The organism is Streptomyces sp. JN8, from assembly GCF_055808075.1.
The window spans coordinates 2,659,223-2,677,053 of the sequence record NZ_CM147852.1; the positions used below are offsets into that span (position 1 = coordinate 2,659,223).

General features: G+C 72.8%; 11 protein-coding genes. 3 read left to right on the top strand and 8 right to left on the bottom strand.

Going from position 1 to position 17,831, the window contains the following annotated elements; translation table 11 throughout:
• Positions 1 to 13: 13 nt before the first annotated feature.
• Positions 14 to 1,597, bottom strand: a complete 1,584-nt coding sequence (locus ACY0MR_RS11350) for an acyl-CoA carboxylase subunit beta (RefSeq protein WP_361851137.1) — start codon at positions 1,595 to 1,597, stop codon at positions 14 to 16.
• Positions 1,598 to 1,860: 263 nt separating this feature from the next.
• Positions 1,861 to 5,787 carry an endo-alpha-N-acetylgalactosaminidase family protein gene (locus ACY0MR_RS11355; RefSeq protein WP_473560562.1) on the bottom strand — a complete coding sequence of 1,309 codons (3,927 nt, stop codon included), beginning with the start codon at positions 5,785 to 5,787 and terminating at the stop codon, positions 1,861 to 1,863.
• A 307-nt stretch (positions 5,788 to 6,094) separates the two neighbouring features.
• Here ACY0MR_RS11355 and ACY0MR_RS11360 point away from each other — a divergent pair, with 307 nt between their 5' ends.
• Both ACY0MR_RS11360 and dnaN read left to right on the top strand, forming a co-directional pair.
• Positions 6,095 to 6,706: a YceI family protein gene (locus ACY0MR_RS11360; RefSeq protein ID WP_473560564.1), complete on the top strand. Its 612-nt coding sequence runs from the start codon at positions 6,095 to 6,097 to the stop codon at positions 6,704 to 6,706.
• Between the two features lie 82 nt (positions 6,707 to 6,788).
• On the top strand, positions 6,789 to 7,892 hold the full coding sequence (dnaN, locus tag ACY0MR_RS11365; RefSeq protein ID WP_473560566.1) for a DNA polymerase III subunit beta: 1,104 nt from the start codon (positions 6,789 to 6,791) through the stop codon (positions 7,890 to 7,892).
• A 17-nt stretch (positions 7,893 to 7,909) separates the two neighbouring features.
• On the opposite strand, the gene ACY0MR_RS11370 is transcribed toward dnaN, so the two are convergent.
• The 5 genes from ACY0MR_RS11370 to ACY0MR_RS11390 form a co-directional block, all read right to left on the bottom strand.
• Positions 7,910 to 9,259 (bottom strand): hypothetical protein, encoded by a 1,350-nt coding sequence (locus ACY0MR_RS11370; RefSeq protein ID WP_473560568.1) that lies wholly within the window; start codon positions 9,257 to 9,259, stop codon positions 7,910 to 7,912.
• Positions 9,260 to 9,322: 63 nt separating this feature from the next.
• On the bottom strand, positions 9,323 to 10,939 hold the full coding sequence (gene cimA / locus ACY0MR_RS11375) for a citramalate synthase (RefSeq protein WP_388793764.1): 1,617 nt from the start codon (positions 10,937 to 10,939) through the stop codon (positions 9,323 to 9,325).
• 282 nt (positions 10,940 to 11,221) lie between these two features.
• The gene (locus ACY0MR_RS11380) at positions 11,222 to 12,553 is read right to left on the bottom strand and encodes an MFS transporter (protein ID WP_473560570.1); all 1,332 of its coding nucleotides are present in this window, start codon (positions 12,551 to 12,553) and stop codon (positions 11,222 to 11,224) included.
• 144 nt (positions 12,554 to 12,697) lie between these two features.
• Positions 12,698 to 13,243 (bottom strand): TetR/AcrR family transcriptional regulator, encoded by a 546-nt coding sequence (locus ACY0MR_RS11385; RefSeq protein ID WP_361851144.1) that lies wholly within the window; start codon positions 13,241 to 13,243, stop codon positions 12,698 to 12,700.
• 139 nt (positions 13,244 to 13,382) lie between these two features.
• Positions 13,383 to 14,399: an agmatine deiminase family protein gene (locus ACY0MR_RS11390; protein ID WP_388793760.1), complete on the bottom strand. Its 1,017-nt coding sequence runs from the start codon at positions 14,397 to 14,399 to the stop codon at positions 13,383 to 13,385.
• Positions 14,400 to 14,715: 316 nt separating this feature from the next.
• Here ACY0MR_RS11390 and ACY0MR_RS11395 point away from each other — a divergent pair, with 316 nt between their 5' ends.
• A complete protein-coding gene (locus ACY0MR_RS11395) occupies positions 14,716 to 16,137 on the top strand; it encodes a cytosine permease (protein ID WP_473560572.1) in 1,422 nt (473 codons plus the stop codon).
• Between the two features lie 466 nt (positions 16,138 to 16,603).
• Here the strand turns inward: ACY0MR_RS11395 and ACY0MR_RS11400 are convergent, their stop codons facing one another.
• Entirely contained in the window at positions 16,604 to 17,692 is a 1,089-nt protein-coding gene (locus ACY0MR_RS11400; protein WP_361851119.1) for a branched-chain amino acid aminotransferase, read from the bottom strand.
• Positions 17,693 to 17,831 lie beyond the last annotated feature (139 nt).

The following is a 17,831-nucleotide window of genomic DNA, read 5'->3' on the forward strand; positions in this document are numbered from 1 at the left end:
TGGATGACTCCTCTTACTGAGGCGGGTTGCCGTGCTTGCGGGACGGCAGGTCGGCGTGCTTGGTGCGGAGCATCGCGAGGGACCTGATGAGCACCTGGCGGGTGTCGGCGGGGTCGATGACGTCGTCGACCAGGCCGCGCTCCGCCGCGTAGTACGGGTGCATCAGCTCGGCCTTGTACTCCTTGACCATGCGGGCCCGCATGGCCTCCGAGTCCTCGGCCTCCGCGATCTGCTTGCGGAAGATCACGTTGGCGGCGCCCTCGGCGCCCATGACCGCGATTTCGTTGGTGGGCCAGGCGTACGTCAGGTCGGCGCCGATGGACTGGGAGTCCATCACGATGTAGGCGCCGCCGTAGGCCTTGCGCAGGATCAGGGAGATCCGGGGCACGGTCGCGTTGCAGTACGCGTAGAGCAGCTTCGCGCCGTGCCTGATGATTCCACCGTGCTCCTGGTCGACGCCCGGCAGGAAGCCGGGCACGTCCAGAAGGGTGATGATCGGGATGTTGAACGCGTCGCACATCTGCACGAAGCGGGCGGCCTTCTCGGAGGCCTCGATGTCGAGGACACCGGCCAGCGTCTGCGGCTGGTTGGCCACGATGCCGACGACCTGGCCGTCGAGACGGGCCAGCGCGCAGATGATGTTGCGGGCCCAGCGCTCGTGGACCTCCAGGTAGTCGCCGTCGTCGACGAGCTCCTCGATGACCTTGTGCATGTCGTACGGGCGGTTGCCGTCGGCCGGGACCAGGTCGAGGAGGACGTCGGAGCGGCGGTCCGCCGGGTCCTCGGAGGCGACGGTCGGCGGGTTCTCGCGGTTGTTCTGCGGGAGCATCGAGAGGAGGTAGCGGACCTCCGCGATGCAGGTCTCCTCGTCGTCGTACGCGAAGTGGGAGACGCCGGAGACACCCGCGTGGACGTCGGCGCCGCCGAGGCCGTTCTGGGTGATCTCCTCGCCGGTGACCGCCTTGACGACGTCCGGTCCGGTGATGAACATCTGCGAGGTCTCGCGGACCATGAAGACGAAGTCCGTCAGCGCCGGGCTGTAGGCCGCGCCGCCGGCGCACGGGCCGAGCATCACCGAGATCTGCGGGATGACGCCGCTCGCGCGGGTGTTGCGCTGGAAGATGCCGCCGTAGCCGGCGAGCGCCGAGACGCCCTCCTGGATGCGGGCGCCCGCGCCGTCGTTCAGGGAGACCAGCGGGGCACCGGCCGCGATGGCCATGTCCATGATCTTGTGGATCTTCGTGGCGTGGGCCTCGCCCAGCGCGCCGCCGAAGATCCGGAAGTCGTGCGCGTAGACGAAGACCGTGCGGCCCTCGACGGTGCCCCATCCGGTGATCACGCCGTCGGTGTACGGCTTCTTCGCCTCCAGGCCGAAGCCCTGGGCGCGGTGCCGGCGGAGCTGCTCGACCTCGTTGAAGGAACCAGGGTCGAGCAGCAGCTCGATGCGCTCGCGCGCCGTCAGCTTGCCCTTGGCGTGCTGGGCCTCGGTCGCGCGCTCACTCGGGCCGCTGAGGGCCTGCTCGCGCAGGACGTGCAGCTCGGCCACTCGGCCACGGGCGTCGACGGGCTCGCTCGGGATCTGGTCCACAACGGTCATGTACCGACCCTACGAAGTCGGACAAGAAAACCCCGCCGTCGACTCCGTACAGTCTCGCGTGTCGAATCCTGGTGAGGCTGGACAGAACGAGGAACCGTTCGGCACGAGTCAACAGCCAGGCACCCCTCGTGTTTGTAGGGGTCCGACATAGACCCTGGCGGGCGGGGATTCGTCGGGCCCGGGTCGGCCCCCCAACCTAGTGGACGCCGCGGTAGGGCCCGCGCCCCCCGTGAGGGGCGCGGGCCCGTTGTTCTCCGGCGGGATCAGCCTCCGCAGTGGAAGCGGGCGCCGCCCCAGTCCGCGTGGTCGTTGCCGTTGCCGTCCCCGCCGTCGTCGACCACCAGGTCGACGTAGTCGGCGCCGGTGACGTCGGCGGTGAGCGACCAGGCCGCGTCCGCGGCCCGGAGGACCGGGGACGTCGCCTTCGCGGCCCCGTCGGCGAGCACGCTGAACCGGACGCTGCCCCGCGAGGTCTGGACGTCGTCCACCCCGACCTCGGCGGTGAGGGAGGTGCAGCGGCCGCCCAGGTAGTAGCGGACCGTCGAGGGCGCGTGGGTGCCGAGGCCCTTGGCGTACGTCACTCCCCCGATGCGCAGCGGGGAGCCGTCGCCGGTGCCGGTCTCGCCGTTGGAGAGGTTGCGCTCGACCGGGCCCCAGCCGTTGGTCGCCGAGGTCCAGTCGAGGTCGCCGGCCCAGCTGTCGGCGGTGGGCGGCGGGGGCAGGGTGCGGACGGTGGCGGCGGCGGCGAGCTTCCGCGCCCCTCCCGCGACGGTGTAGGCGAGGGAGGCGTCCAGGGTGTACGGCCGGTAGGCGGCGTCCACCGGGGGCGTCACCTGCCAGGTGGCCGTGGCCCTGCCGCCCGGCGCGACCGTGCCGAGGGCGACGGGGGCGGCCGGTTCGGCGGTCCAGCCGGCCGGCAGGGCGAGCGCGGCCAGGGCGCCGGAGACCTCGGTCGCCTCGTCGTTGCCGAAGACGGCCGTGACCTTGTTCGGGCGGCCCGGCACCAGGGTCTCGGGGGCGGTGAGGGTCAGGGTGCCGCAGGCGGCGCGTTCGGCGGCCGGTCCGAGGTCGGTGACGGTGAAGTCGTCGAGGACGAAGTCGGCGCCGTCCGGTGCGTCGGCGCGCTTGCGCAGGCCGGTCCAGGTGTCGCCGCAGCCGGCGGTGACGGTCTCGGAGAAGCGCCCGTCGGTCCGCTGCTGACCGATCGGGGTGCGGCGGGTCTCGGCCTGGGTGCCGTCCGCGCGGTCGTAGCCGGTGACCCACTCGTACGCGCCCGCGTGGCTGGAGCGGTAGGCGTACTCGACGCGGTAGCGGTGGCCGTCCTTCATCGGGACGGTCCAGGGGGCGGTCCGGTAGACGAGTCCGCTGTTCTCGTCGTGGGACTTGAGGGACTCGGCGCCGCCGATGACGTCGTCGATCGGCTTTCCGTTCCAGCCCGCCTGGGTGTAGGGGGCGTGCAGCTGGGCGATGTGGGTGCGCGGGTCGGTGGTGCCGCCCGCGTCCCCCTTGAGGAAGGGGCCCCAGCCCTGGTCGACGGCCTCGAAGTCCTCGTGCACCAGGGCCCCGGGCCGGGTGGCGGGGGCGTTGGCGACGATCCGGACGTCGTCGACGCGGACGGCGGCGGCGCTGCCGGCCGCGGCCTCGATCCGCAGGATCGTGGCGCCGCGCGGCGCGGTGAAGGTGACCTTGGCGCGCTGGAGGCGGGTGCCGTTCCAGTCGGAGGCGGCGACCCGGTCCTGGAGCGCGGAGCGTTCGACGGTGACGTTCCGCCCGCCGGCGGAGAGGGTGGTGGGCCGGGTGGCCCCGGGCTGGACCTCGATCAGGGCGGAGGCGGTGTACCGCCGGCCCGGGACGAGGCCGGTGATCCGCTGGGCGACCGAGGCGGCGGCGGTGCCGGTGAGCCTGGCGCTGTTGCGGCCCTGCGCGTCGGTGTCCCGGGCGACGGTGCCGGTCCTGGTCCAGGCGGTGAGCGCGGCGTCGTTGAAGCCGGGGTCCGCGACCGGGGTGCCCTGGCCCCACTTCGGGGCGTGCTGCGCGGGTGCGCGGTCGGGGTACAGGACGTAGGGCTGTCCGGCGGCGGCGTCCAGGGTGATCCGGCCGTCGACGGGCCGCACGGTGGCGGTCTTCACGCGCCCGTTGTCGGTGAGCCGGTACACGGAGTAGGAGCGCGTCCCGGCGGGGACGGCCCAACTGGTCGTGCCGCCGGTCCTGTTGTAGTGGTAGAGCTTCTTGCCGTCGTCCCAGGGCAGCAGGTAGCGCTCGCCGTCGAGGACCTTGCGGCCGTGCTCGTAGAAGGTGCGGACGCCGTCCTCGACGGTGCCGCGGACGCCGCCGGTGAAGGTGAGGTCGTCGCCGTTCCAGCGGGTGATCCGCTCCTGCTGGAGGTACTTGGCGGGCAGGTTCCGCTGCCAGACGTTGGCGGTGAAGTCGTTCCAGTCGGTCTCGCCGGTCCAGCCCTCGAAGTCGACCAGGGCGGTCTGGCCGAGGACCGGGTGGTCGTTCCAGACGTCCTTCTCGCCGTTGCGGATGAAGCGGATGATCTGCGAGTTGAGGCCCTTGTTGGTGGCGCCGCCGTAGTCGAGGTCGTTGGCCCAGTGGGACCAGAGGGAGGCCCGCTCGAACTTGTCGGACCACTCGGTGGCGACGTTCCAGCCCTGGGCCTGCACGGCCCGCATCGTCTCGTCGGCGATCCAGCCGTGGGTGTAGTAGACGTCGATGTAGAGGGTGGAGAGGTTGCGGTCGGTCTCGTCGCGGAGCTGCTGGAAGCGGCGGGCGAGGTCGCCGCTGTTGAGGTCGCGGCGCTGGTCGATGTAGTAGCTCTGGTTGAGCCAGTTCCAGCCGGGCTTCGTCTTGTCGACCAGGGTCTCGCTGAAGTTCCTCGCCTCGGGGTAGGCCTCGGTGGCGTTGACGTGGACGCCGAAGTCGGCGCCCCACTTCCGGCCCTCCTTGAGGAGGGTGTTGAGGTCGGCGAGGCCGCCGGCCCGCTTGTTGTAGTTGCCCCCGTAGTCCGGGTGGGCGGAGTCGTGGCCCTCGGAGCCGTACCCCTTGAGCAGCGCGAACTGGCCGAGTCCGTCGGTGGAGAGCGAGATCCGCTTGACGTCGTCGAGGGTGCGCAGGAAGGGGTGGGTGGCCTGTGAGGCGAAGTTGAACGGGATGTGGGCGACGACCCGGTCGGGGGTGTCCTCGCTGCCCGGGGCCCTGATCCCGATCGTGCGGAAGGCGACGGCGCCGTCCTGCCAGTCGGTGGTGCCGTCGCCGTTGGCGTCGGGGGTGACGACGACCTTGGCCCAGGGCAGTCCGTCGCCGGTCGCGGGCTTGGGGGCGCCCTCGCCGCGGTAGGTCCACTGGCCCGACCAGACGCCGACCCGGGTCTCGGTGCCGGTGCCGGCGGCCCGCGTGCGGGCCTGGTGCCAGAAGCGGGCGCCGTCGCGGGCGGACGCGCCGGAGGGCTTGTCGTAGCTGGAGTTGGACTCGACGGCGGCGGCGAGCCGCCCGGTGCTGACGATCGCGTAGCCGGCGCCCACCGGGGCGGGCTCGGCGGCCGTCGCGTCGGTGATCCGGGCGAAGACGTCGGCGGTCCGGGTGGAGTCCGGGTCGAGCCGGGTGAAGGCGGTCGCGGCGCCGGGGTCCGAGGAGCCTACGGAGACCAGGTCGTGGCCCGGTATGTCGAGCGTGCCGACGCGGAACGCCTCGGTGTCGCGGACGGCGGTCACCCGGAAGGTGGTGGTCCGCCCGTCGACGCCGAGCCGGGCGTCGATCTCGACGCCCGGCAGTTCGGGGAAGACGAGGGTGTACGCGGCGGAGGAGGCGGTCAGGGCGGGAGCGGCCTTGACCCGGACGTCGTGGGCGGTGCCGTTGAGGACGACCTTCGTGACGGGGGCCGTGCTGCCGAGGAGCCGGGCGCCGCTCGCGCGGTCGGTGTACGAGAGGACGCGGGGGAAATCCGCGGCGACGGCCACGGCGAGCCGGCCGGAGGCGATGACGGGGCCGTCCGCGGCGCCGGGGGCGGACGCCGTGCCGGGGGCGTCCGAGGCGGCGCCGGCCGGGGTGGCGGCGGTCGGGGTGGCGGCGGTCGCCCCGCGGGCCGCGGCACCGTCGGCCAGGGCGGGCCCGGCCAGGGCGAACACGGCGGAGGAAGCGACGGCGAGGGCGCAGGCCGCACGGATTCTTCGCGAAGGGGGGAGGGACATGCGCACTAGTTGGCCCCCGCCCCTGCGGCACCGTCAACGAGATCGCGCCGCGCGGGCCCCTCCAGTCCAAGAACCCCGTTCGGTTAGTCCAAGCGACCACCGGAGGGGCTTCTCCGGGCCGGAACCACGGGGGCGGCGGCCGCCCAGGGGGGCGGGCCGCCTCGTCCCCGCGGTCGCCCTCTCGACGCCGTTCGGGTGAACATCCTCCAGAGATGTTGAAAGTTGAACGGAATGGGTCTACAGTCATTCTCGTTGAAGGTTCAACAAGAACCGATCAGCACACGTCCCGATCAAGGAGTTGTCAGTCATGGGTATCTTCAACCGCAAGAGCAACGAGTCCGCCGTCGCCGTCGCCACCCTCCCCGTCGACCCGGCCCTCGCCGCCCTGACCGGCGACTACACCATCGACCCGGCCCACAGCAGCATCGGCTTCACCGTCCGTCACGCCATGGTCACCAACGTCCGCGGCACCTTCGCCGAGCACGAGGGCGTCCTGAAGCTGGACGGCGCGAACCCGGGCGCCTCCACCGCCTCGATCGACGTCAGGATCGCCTCGATCGACACCGGCATCGGCGACCGCGACGGCCACCTGCGCAGCGGCGACTTCTTCGACGCCGAGCAGTTCCCGCTGATGACCTTCCGCTCCCTGGAGGCGCAGCAGCTCGGCGGCGACAAGTACCGGATCACCGGCGACCTGACCATCAAGGACGTCACGAAGCCGCTCGCGATCGACCTGGAGTTCAACGGCTCCGCGACGGACGTGTACGGCAACGAGCGCGTCGGCTTCGAGGGCTCCGCCGAGATCCTGCGCTCCGACTGGGGCCTGACCTGGAACGCGGCGCTGGAGGCCGGCGGCGTGATGGTCAGCGACAAGGTCAAGCTGAACTTCGACATCTCCGCGATCAAGAACGCCGCCTGAGTCACCCCGAGCGCGCCCGCCCTCCGCAGCAGCGGACGGCGGGCGCTCGGCATTGTCAGTGCCGGCGTCTAGCGTCGGCGGCATGGAACTCCGTATCGACAGCGGCGTGCTGACCGAAGCCGTCGCCTGGGCCGCGCGCGTCCTGCCGGCCCGCTCCCCCCTGCCCGTCCTCGGCGGCCTCCTCCTGGAGGCGGCGGACGGCCGGCTGCGGGTCTCCGGCCTCGACCACGAGGCCTCGGCCCGGGTCGAAGTCGAGGCCGACACGGACGTCGAGGGCCGCGCCCTGGTCCTGGGCCGGCGGCTGCTCGACATCTGCAAGGTCCTCCCCCGGGGCCGCACCGGGCTCGCCGTCGAGGGCGGCCGCCTCTCGGTGACCTCCGGCGACGCCCGTTTCGGACTCTCCCTGCTGCCGCTGGAGGACTACCCGGCCCCGCCCGCGCTGCCCGAGGTCCGCGGCCTGGTGGACGGGGACGCGTTCGCCACGGCGGTCGGGCAGGTGGCCGTGGCGGCGGGCCGGGACGACGCGCTGCCGGTCCTCACCGGCATACGGCTCGCCCTGGACGGCACGACCATGACGCTCGCCGCCACCGACCGCTACCGCTACGCGGTCCGCACCCTGGAGTGGAAGCCCGGGGCCGAGGCCTCCGGCGAAGCGGCCGACGTGGTCGTCCCGGCCCGCCGTCTCACCGAGATCGCCCGCTCCCTGGCGGGCACCGGACCGGCCGTGCTCGCCCTGGACGGCGGCTCGATCGGCTTCGAGAACGGCGGCCTGCGCACCACGACCCGGCTGCTGGACGGCCGCCTCCCCCGCCACGACAAGCTGTTCACGCTCGGCGACCACGCCCTGGCCTCCACCGCGCGGGCCCCGCTGGCCGAGGCGGTGAAGCGGGTCGCGGTCGTCGCGGAGGGCGACAGCCCGGTCCAGCTCACCTTCACCCCCACCGCGATCCACCTCCAGGCGGGCTACGAGGACGACATCGCCTCCCAGCACCTCCCGGCCACCCTCACGGGCCCGGACACCCTCACGGTCGCCTTCAACCCCGGCTACCTCCTGGACGCGCTGACCACCCTGGACACCCCGGAGGTCCACTTCCACGTCCTGGGCCCGGGCCAGCGCGCCCTCCTCACCGACGGCCCCCAGGCGACCCACCGCCACCTGCTGATGTCGGTGAAGCCACTGGTCTGAGGCTTCCGGCCGGGGCCCTAGAACCCGCCCCCGCCGAAGTCGCCGCCGCCGCCGAAGTCGCCGCCTCCGAAGCCGCCGCCGCCGTCGCCGAAGCCGCTGCCTCCGAAGTCGCCGGTGTTGAAGTCGGCTCCCGAGAAGTCGCCGCCCTCGAAGTCGCCGCCGTACTCGGCCGCGTACGCCGGGGTGGAGAGCATCGAGCCGAGGACGGTGCCCATCAGGAGGCCGGGGAGCAGGCCGCCGCCGAAGTAGCCGCCGGCCCAGGGGCCGTAGGCCGGGCCCGCCTCCCAGTACGGGCGGCGGACGCCGTCCGCGTCCACCGTGCGGGCCATCGGGTCGAGGCCGTCGTCGAGGCGGGACGCGTCGGCCGCGCAGACCGGGACCTGGCGGGCCGTTCCGCCCGCCGGGCTCCAGGTGCGGTCCTCGGTGGAGGGGCCGTGCCGCGGGTCGAAGAAGCAGGGGGCGCGGCGCTCGGGCAGCGGTCGGGACTCGCGGCGGGCGGCGAGGACGGCGAGCGCGTGCCGGCCGTCGTCCAGGGCCTCGGTGACGGCGCGGACGTCGTGGGGCCGGGCGGCGGAGGCCATCAGGGACTTCGCCTTGTCGTACGAGTCGAGGGAGCGTTCGTAGTCGGCGCGCATGGCGTCGTCGGCGCCCGGCTCGGCGGGGTGGAAGTCGAGGCGTTCGAGTTCCTCGCCGAAGGCGGTGATGTCCTCGTCGACGACGACCCGGAGCTTGTCGAGTGCGGCGCGCTCCTCCGCCTCCTTGCGGAGCCGCTTGCGTCGGGTGACCGCGTAGGCACCGGCGCCGCCCGCGACGACCACGGCGCCCAGGGTGACGAGGCCGGCGACCGGGACGCCCGAGTCGGTGCCGACGGCGCCCCAGCCGGCCGGGGCGGAGCCGCGCAGGGTGGGCAGGGCCTGGTCGACGAAGTTGTTCAGTTCGGTGGCCGCGTCCACGCCCGGCTGGCGGACGGAGGTGACCAGGTTGCGCACGGCCTGCTGGGACATCACGGCGCGGTCGGCGCCCGCGTCGAAGCGGTCGCCGAGGCGGACCGCGTAGAGGCCGGTGACGCCGGTCTGGGTCCGCAGGTTCGCGAGGAGGTCCTTCGGCGGGAACTGGGCGTTCGCGGGCAGGACCGCCACGAACAGGGGCTTGTCCGCGTCCTTGATCTTCTGGGCGAGGGCGTTCGCCTCGGACGTCGACAGCTGGTCGGCGGCGCCCGGGTCGACGTAGACCGGGCCCTGTCTCAGGGCGGCGGCCGCGTCGGGGATCCCCGTGGCCCTGGCGCCCGCGGAGGGTGCCAGGGCCAGGAGCAGCAGCAGTATCAGCCCGCCGAGGGCCGACAGGACGGAGAGCGGCCTGGTCCTCATGGTTCGACGCTACCCGAAGCGCGACAAACAAGACATAGACCAGCGCTTCGGGCAGCGGGCCGGCTACTCGGCGGGGTCGATCCCGGCCCGCAGCACGCCGTACGTGAAGGCGTCCTCCAGGGCCTGCCAGGAGGCCGCGATGACGTTCTCGCCGACGCCGACGGTCGACCACTCGCCGTTGCCGTCGCTGGTGGTGATCAGGACGCGGGTGGTGGACTCGGTGCCGTGGCGGCCCTCCAGGATGCGGACCTTGTAGTCGACCAGCTCGAACTTGGCGAGTTGCGGGTAGATCCGCTCCAGGGCGAGCCGCATCGCGCGGTCGAGGGCGTTGACGGGGCCGTTGCCCTCGGCGGTGGCGACGATCCGCTCGCCCTTGGCCCAGAGCTTCACGGTGGCCTCGTTGGCGTGGGTGCCGTCGGGGCGGTCCTCGACGATCGCGCGCCAGGACTCGGTGCGGAAGTAGCGGCGGGCCCGGCCCTCGGCCTCCTCCCGGAGGAGCAGCTCGAAGGAGGCGTCGGCGGCCTCGTAGGTGTAGCCCTGGAGCTCGCGCTCCTTGACCCGCTCGACGACCCGGGCCACGAGCGCGCGGTCGTCGCCCAGGTCGACGCCGAGCTCCTTGCCCTTGAGCTCGATGGAGGCCCGGCCGGCCATGTCGGAGACCAGCATCCGCATGGTGTTGCCGACCAGCTCGGGGTCGATGTGCTGGTAGAGGTCGGGGTCGACCTTGATCGCGGAGGCGTGGAGCCCGGCCTTGTGCGCGAAGGCGGAGACGCCGACGTAGGGCTGGTGGGTGGAGGGGGTGAGGTTGACGACCTCGGCGATGGCGTGCGAGATCCGGGTCATCTCGGCGAGGGCGCCGTCGGGCAGCACCTTCTTGCCGTACTTCAGCTCCAGGGCGGCGACGACGGGGAAGAGGTTGGCGTTGCCGACCCGCTCGCCGTAGCCGTTGGCGGTGCACTGGACGTGGGTGGCGCCGGCGTCGACGGCGGCCAGGGTGTTGGCGACGGCGCAGCCGGTGTCGTCCTGGGCGTGGATGCCGAGGCGGGCGCCGGTGTCGGCGATGACCGTGGCCACGACGGCCTGGATCTGGGCGGGGAGCATGCCGCCGTTGGTGTCGCAGAGGATGACGACGTCGGCGCCGGCCTCGTGGGCGGCGCGGACGACGGCCTTGGCGTAGTCGGGGTTGGCCTTGTAGCCGTCGAAGAAGTGCTCGCAGTCGACGAAGACGCGGCGGCCCTCGGAGACCAGGTGGGAGACGGTGTCGCGGACCATCTCCAGGTTCTCGTCGAGGGTGGTGCGCAGGGCGAGCTCGACGTGCCGGTCGTGCGACTTCGCCACCAGCGTGACGACCGGGGCGCCGGATTCGAGGAGCGCCTTGACCTGCGGGTCCGCGGCCGCGTCGCCGCCGGGTCTGCGCGTGGCGCCGAAGGCGACGAGCTGCGCGTTCTTGAAGTCGATCTCCTGGCGGGCGCGGGCGAAGAACTCCGTGTCGCGCGGGTTGGCCCCGGGCCAGCCGCCCTCGATGAAGCCCACGCCGAACTCGTCGAGGTGCCGTGCGATGGTCAGCTTGTCCGCGACGGTGAGGTTGATGCCTTCACGCTGCGCCCCGTCGCGCAGCGTCGTGTCGAAGACATGGAAGCTGTCGTCGAGGCCCGGGCTCTCGGCGTTCTCCGTGGTCATGGCTGTGATGGCTCCTGTCGGATGTGGCTCCGGAAGGGATGGATCCACTTGCCCCCATTCTCACGCGGCGTCGGTCTCCGGCGCGGGTGGGGCCGGAAAACGAAAAAACCCCTCGCGGGTGCGAGAGGTCTGCGCGCGGGTCTGAGGCACGGTGTCCACTGCCGCGGGGGTCGTGCCGCGATTCAGTGGCCACTGCGGACCGGCGCACTGCTGCCGATAATCATCGTGGTAGCAAGCACGCCGGAAGTCTGACACAGGTGGCGTCCCGGCGGGACGGGGATCTCACGATACGGGCAGCCGGTCCGGCTCGCGGCCGGGCAGGGCGTCGCCGCCGTCCGCGCCGACCCGCCCCAGGTCGATGTCCCGGGTCTCCCGCATCGTGAGGTAGACGACCAGGGAGACGGCCGCGCAGCCCGCCACGTACCAGTAGAAGCCCGACTCGACGCCCGCGTCCTTGAACCAGAGGGCCACGTACTCGGCCGTTCCGCCGAAGAGCGCGTTGGCGACGGCGTACGGCAGGGCGACGCCGAGGGCGCGGATGCCGGTGGGGAAGAGCTCGGCCTTCACGCAGGCGTTGATCGAGGTGTAGCCGGTGACGACGACCAGCGCGAGCAGCGAGAGCCCGAGGGCCGGCCAGAAGGAGCCGGCGTGCTTCAGCATCGTCAGGATCGGGACGGTGAGGAGCGTCGAGCCCACCGCGAAGGTGATGAGCAGGGGGCGGCGGCCGATGCGGTCGGAGAGGCGTCCGGCCAGCGGCTGGAGGCAGGCGAAGACGATGAGGGCGCAGAAGGAGACCAGGGTGGCGGTCTGCTTGGGGAGGCCCGCGGAGTTGGAGAGGTACTTGGTGAGGTAGGTGGTGTACGTGTAGTACGCGACGGTGCCGCCCATGGTGAGCGCGACGACGAGGAAGGCCTCGCGCCGGTGCGCCCAGAGCGCCGTGAGGGTGCCCTTCTGGTCGCTCGCGACCCCGTCGTCGGCGGTGGTCTCGTACACCTCCGTCTCCAGCATCGTGCGGCGCAGGTAGAAGACGACGGCGGCGCCGAGGGCGCCGAGGACGAAGGGGATGCGCCAACCCCAGCTGTGCAGGGCCTCGGTGGAGAGGGTGTGCTGGAGGACGAGCAGCAGGCCGAGGCCGAGGATCTGGCCGGCGGTCATCGACACGTACTGGAAGCTGGAGGCGAAGCCGCGGCGCTCGGGGGCCGAGGCCTCGGTGAGGTAGGTGGCGCTGGCGGCGTACTCGCCGCCGACGGACAGTCCCTGGAGGAGGCGCGCGACCAGGAGGACGGCGGCGCCGCCGTACCCGGCGACGGCGTAGGTGGGCGCGACCGCGATGAGGAGCGCGGAGGCGGACATCAGGGTGACGGTGAGGGTGAGGGCCGCCTTGCGGCCCCTGCGGTCGCCGACCCGGCCGAGGAGCCAGCCGCCGACGGGCCGCATGAAGAAGCCGACGGCGAAGATGCCGGCGGTGTTCATGAGTTTGGCCGTGTCGTTCCCCTCGGGGAAGAACGCCCCCGCGAAGTAGGTGGCGAAGCTGGCGTACACGAACCAGTCGAACCACTCGACCATGTTGCCGGCGGAGCCGACCCAGATCTTCTTCCAGTGCTCTCGTCCCATGGACCGGAACCGTGCCGGAGGTGACGCCGGGGCAACAAGGGTGCAGCGGGCAACGATCCCGTGTACTTGCGTGCGTTGTGGTCGCGGGCCGGGCGGGGGCGACGGCGGGCCGGTGCGCGGCCAGGGCCGCGGCCAGGGCTGCGGCTAGGGCCGTGGCAGCAGGTCCTGCTCGATGAACTCTCGTACGTGTGCCAGGACTTGCTCGCGTCCGGTGCCGGGCACGCCGACGGCGACGTGCACGCTGAAGCCGTCCAGGAGCGCCCTCGTGCGGGTGGCGAAGCGGTCCGGGTCGACCGGCCGGAACTCGCCGCGCGAGACGCCCTCGGCGAGGATCGCGACCAGGTCGCGGTGCCAGGCCCCCTCGATGGCGGCCTGCCGGACCCGGGCGTCGGCGTCCGCGTTCTGGGACCGGTTCCAGACCTCCAGCCAGAGGATCCAGTGCGGATCGCGCGGTCCGTCGGGCACGTAGACGTCGACGTACCCGTCGAGCCGCTCGCGGGCGGTCCCGGGCCGGGAGAGCAGGGCGCTGCGCTCCGCGCCTAGGCGCCCCTCGCTCCACTCCAGGGTCTGGAGCAGCAGTTCGTCCTTGGTGCGGAAGTAGTAGAGCAGGTGCCCGCTGCTCATCCCGACCTGCCGCCCGAGCCCCGCCATGGTGAGCCCGTCGAGCCCGCGCTCGGCGATGGTGTCCATGGCGGCGGCGAGCAGCTCCTCGCGGGGCGGGGCGGCCTGGTTGCGCCGGCGGGGCGGGGCGGCCGCGACGGAGGGGCGGGAGGGGTCGGAGGGGTCCATACGGGTCACTCGTACGTTCTACCTCATCCCCCTCCCGGCCTCAGACCTTCGGCTGCTGCTGGGTGATGCAGTGGATGCCGCCCCCACCTGCGAAGATCGTGCGGGCGTCGACCAGGACGACCTCGCGCTCCGGGAAGAGGCGGCGGAAGATCTCGGCGGCCAGCTCGTCGTGCGGGTCGTCGAAGGCGCAGAGGACCACGCCGCCGTTGCACAGGTAGTGGTTGATGTACGAGTAGTCGACCCAGTCGCCCTCCTCGTCCTTCAGGACGGTCGGGGCGGGGATCTCGACGACCTCCAGGGGGCGGCCCTGGGCGTCGGTCTGGCCGCGCAGGATGTTCACGTACATCCGGGAGCGCTCGTAGTCGGGGTGGGCCGGGTCCTGCTGGCTGTGGACGAGGACCGTGCCGGGGCGGGCGAAGGCGGCGACGATGTCGACGTGGCCCTGGGTGCCGTAGAGGCCGTAGTCGCCGCTGAGGCCGTGCGGGAGCCAGATCGCCTTCGTCGTGCCGAGCTTGGCGTGGATCTCGGCCTCGACCTGCTCGCGGGTCCACCCGGGGTTGCGGCCGGAGCCGAGCTGCACGGTGTCGGTCAGCAGGACGGTGCCCTCGCCGTCGACGTGGAGGGCGCCGCCCTCGTTGACGAGGGGGGAGGAGAGGACCGGGACGCCCGCCGTGTCCGCGACGTGCCGGGCGATCTTCGAGTCGTGCTCCCAGCGGGCCCAGTCCTGGGCGCCCCAGCCGTTGAACACCCAGTCGACGGCGGCCAGTGCGGTGCCGTCGGTGACGAAGGTCGGGCCGATGTCCCGCATCCAGGCGTCGTCGAGGTCCCGCTCGACCAGCTCGACGTCCTCGCCCACGAGGGCGCGGGCGGAGTCGGCGTCGCCGGGGGCCACCACCATCGTCACGGGCTCGAAGCGGCGCACGGCGCGGGCCACGGACGCCCAGGCCGTACGGGCCTCGGCCAGCTCCTCGGCGTTGGTGAAGGTGGGGTTGGGGCTGGGCCAGGCCATCCAGGTGCGCTCGTGCGGCGTCCACTCGGCGGGCATGCGGTAGGTCATGGTGACGGGTCCTCGTGGGGCTAGACGGTCCGGGTGGGCCGGGGGGCGTTCGCAGGGCTGGTCGTCGGGGAGCCCCGGCCGATCGGGGCGGGGCGGGCGGTCGTGGCGGGCGGTCGTGGCGGGCGGTCGTGGCGGGCGGTCGTGGCGGGCGGGGCCCGCCGCCCCGCGCACGGGGCGGGCCGTCCCCTCGCCACTCTTTTGAGCGACACTCTAAATGTTCAGCCGCTTTCCTCCAAGCATTGACTCGGCATGCTGGCTCAGGTCACATTGAGCGTCGCTCTAAATACGCCCGCCGCTCCCGTCCCCAGGAGACCCCATGCCCATAGAACAGCGCGGAGTCGACACCGTCCCCGAGGCCGAACGCACCAGCGGGCCCCGTGATCTCGTCGCGATCCTGCTCGGGTCCAACCTCTGCCTGGGGGTGATCGTCTTCGGCTGGCTGCCGGTCTCCTTCGGGCTCGGGCTCTGGGCCTCGGTGGCCTCCGTCGTCACCGGCACCCTCGTCGGCGTCGCGGTCACCGCCCCGCTGGCCCTCGTGTCGCTCCGCACCGCCACCAACCTCTCCACCTCCTCCGGCGCCTTCTTCGGCGTCCGGGGCCGGCTGGTCGGCTCGGTGGTCGGCCTGCTGCTCTCCCTCGGCTACACGGCGCTGACCCTCTGGATCGGCGGCGACGTGATGGTGGGGACGCTCGCCCGGCTGGTCGGCCTCCCGACCGGCGGCGCCGCACACGCGGCCGTCTACGCACTGCTGGCCGCCGGGACCGCGGTCGCCGCGGTGTACGGCTACCGGCTGCTGCTCAAGCTGAGCAAGGCGCTCTCCGTCGTCATGACCGTGCTCCTCGCCCTCGGACTCCTGGCGTACGCCGGCGACTTCACGGCGGCCGCGGTGCCGGACACCCCCTACCTGCTCGGCTCGTTCTGGCCGACCTGGCTGCTCTCGGCGGTGGCGGCGGGCCTCAGCGGACCGGTCGCCTTCATCACTCTGCTCGGCGACTACACCCGGTACGTCTCCCCCGAGCGGCACAGCTCCCGGTCCGTCTGGCGGGCCACCTGTCTCGGCCTGGTCGTCGGGCTGCTGGTCCCCCAGCTCTTCGGCACGTTCACGGCGCTCGCCGCCCGCGGCGGACTCGACTACGCCGGGCCGCTGGTCGCCGCCTCGCCCGCCTGGTACCTCGTCCCGCTGCTGCTCGCGGCCACCGCCGGATCCGTCGGCAACGCCGGGCTGATGCTGTACTCGATGGGCCTCGACCTGGACGCGATCCTGCCGAAGGCCACCCGGGCCCGGGCCACGCTCGTGGTCGCGGCGGTCGCGACGGCCTTCGTCTTCCTCGGCCACTTCGCCTCGGACGCCCAGTCGGCGATGACCTCGTTCGTGCTGCTGCTCACGGCGATCGGCACGCCGTGGGCGGTGATCACCCTGATCGGGCACGTGCGCTGCCGCGGCGCGTACGACCCGGAGGCCCTCCAGGTCTACAACCGGCGCTCGCGCGGGGGGATCTACTGGTACTCGGCGGGGTGGCACCCGCGCGCCACCGCCTCCTGGGCGATCGGCGCGGCGGTCGGCCTCGCCGCGGTGTCGACGCCCCTGTACGAGGGGCCGCTGCTGGCGCTGACCGGCGGGATCGACTGCAGCTTCGTGCTGTCGGGCCTCGTGGGCGGGGCGCTGTACGCGGTCCTGACGCCGAACAGGGCCCCGATGGACGCGACGGCCCCGGAGGCCCTGGCGACCGCGGAGTAGTACCGGCCTCCTCGGACGGGGCCGGGCCAGGCCCGTCGGAGGAGGGGGCACGGGCTCGTCCCGTCGGAGGCGGGGGCCAGGCCCGGGACCCGGTCCACGGGCTGGCCCACGGGCCGGGCAGCGGGCCGGGCAACGGGCCCGATCGCGGGCGGACTCGCACTCCCGACCGTGGACCGGATCGCGGACCCGGACAGGGACCGGATCGCGGGCCCCGACCCTGGGACCGGATCGCGGACCCGGCCAGGGACCGAATCGCGGGCCCCGACCCAGGGACCGAATCGCGGACCCGGCCAGGGACCGAATCGCGGGCCCCGACCCAGGGACCGGACCGCGGGCCCGGTCCGAGGGAGACGGCCTCATTCCGAGGGAGCCGGCCTCATTCCGAGGGAGCCGGACTCATGGAGACGCCCCGCCGATCGGGCCGTGGGCCCGGCACCGCCGGCGGGGCGTCCTCCGAGGCGGGCGACTAGCCCAGCTGGTGCATCCAGCCGTGGACGTCCTCGGCCTTGCCGGTCTGGACGGCGAGGAGCGCCTCGCGGAGCTTCATCGTGACCTCGCCGGGCTCGCCGCCCGACTGCTGCCACTCGCCCCGGGCGGACTTCACCGTGCCGACGGGGGTGATCACGGCGGCGGTGCCGCAGGCGAAGACCTCGGTGAGGGTGCCGTTCTCGCTGTCGTTCTGCCACTGGTCGATGGAGATCCGGGACTCCTCCGACTCGTAGCCGAGGTCCTCGGCGACCTTGAGGAGCGAGTCGCGGGTGATGCCCGCGAGCAGCGAGCCGGTGAGGGTCGGGGTGACGATCTTGTTCCCGTACACGAAGTACAGGTTCATGCCGCCGAGCTCCTCGACCCACTTGTGCTCGACCGCGTCGAGGTAGGCGACCTGGATGCAGCCCTTCTCGGCGGCCTCGGCCTGGGCGAGCAGGGAGGCGGCGTAGTTGCCGCCGGTCTTGGCGTCGCCGACGCCGCCGGGGACGGCACGGACCCGGTCCTCGGAGGCCCAGATGGAGACCGGCTTGACGCCCGCCGGGAAGTACGCGCCGGCCGGGGAGGCGATGACGACGAAGAGGTACTCGTTGGCCGGGCGGACGCCGAGGCCGACCTCGGTCGCGATCATGAACGGACGCAGGTAGAGGGACTCCTCGCCGCCGTGCGCGGGCACCCACGCCCGGTCCTGGCGGACCAGCACGTCGCAGGCCTCGATGAAGGTCTCGACCGGGAGCTCCGGCATGCCGAGGCGGCGCGCGGAGTACTGGAAGCGGCGGCCGTTGGCGTCGGGGCGGAAGGTGGCGACCGAACCGTCGGGGCGGCGGTAGGCCTTCAGTCCCTCGAAGATCTCCTGCGCGTAGTGGAGGACGCTGGTCGCCGGGTCCAGGTGCAGCGGGCCGTACGGCACGAGCTGCCCGTCGTGCCAGCCCCGGCCCTCGGTCCACCGGATGGTGACCATGTGGTCGGTGAAGTGGCGGCCGAACCCGGGGTTGGCCAGGATCGTCTCGCGCTCCGCGTCGGACAGCGGGCTGGAGGAGGGCTTGAGCTCGATGGTGGGCGTCGTCATGAGTGCGTGTCCTTCACCGGTTGTGTGTGTCGGACCGCGCTCACGCCTCAGTCTGCGGCTGACGTCCGCGGTACGTGGACGTCCGAGCATGCCCGCATGCCGCGGCCCCACGTTCGATTATCGCTCGTGGGGGCCGGTG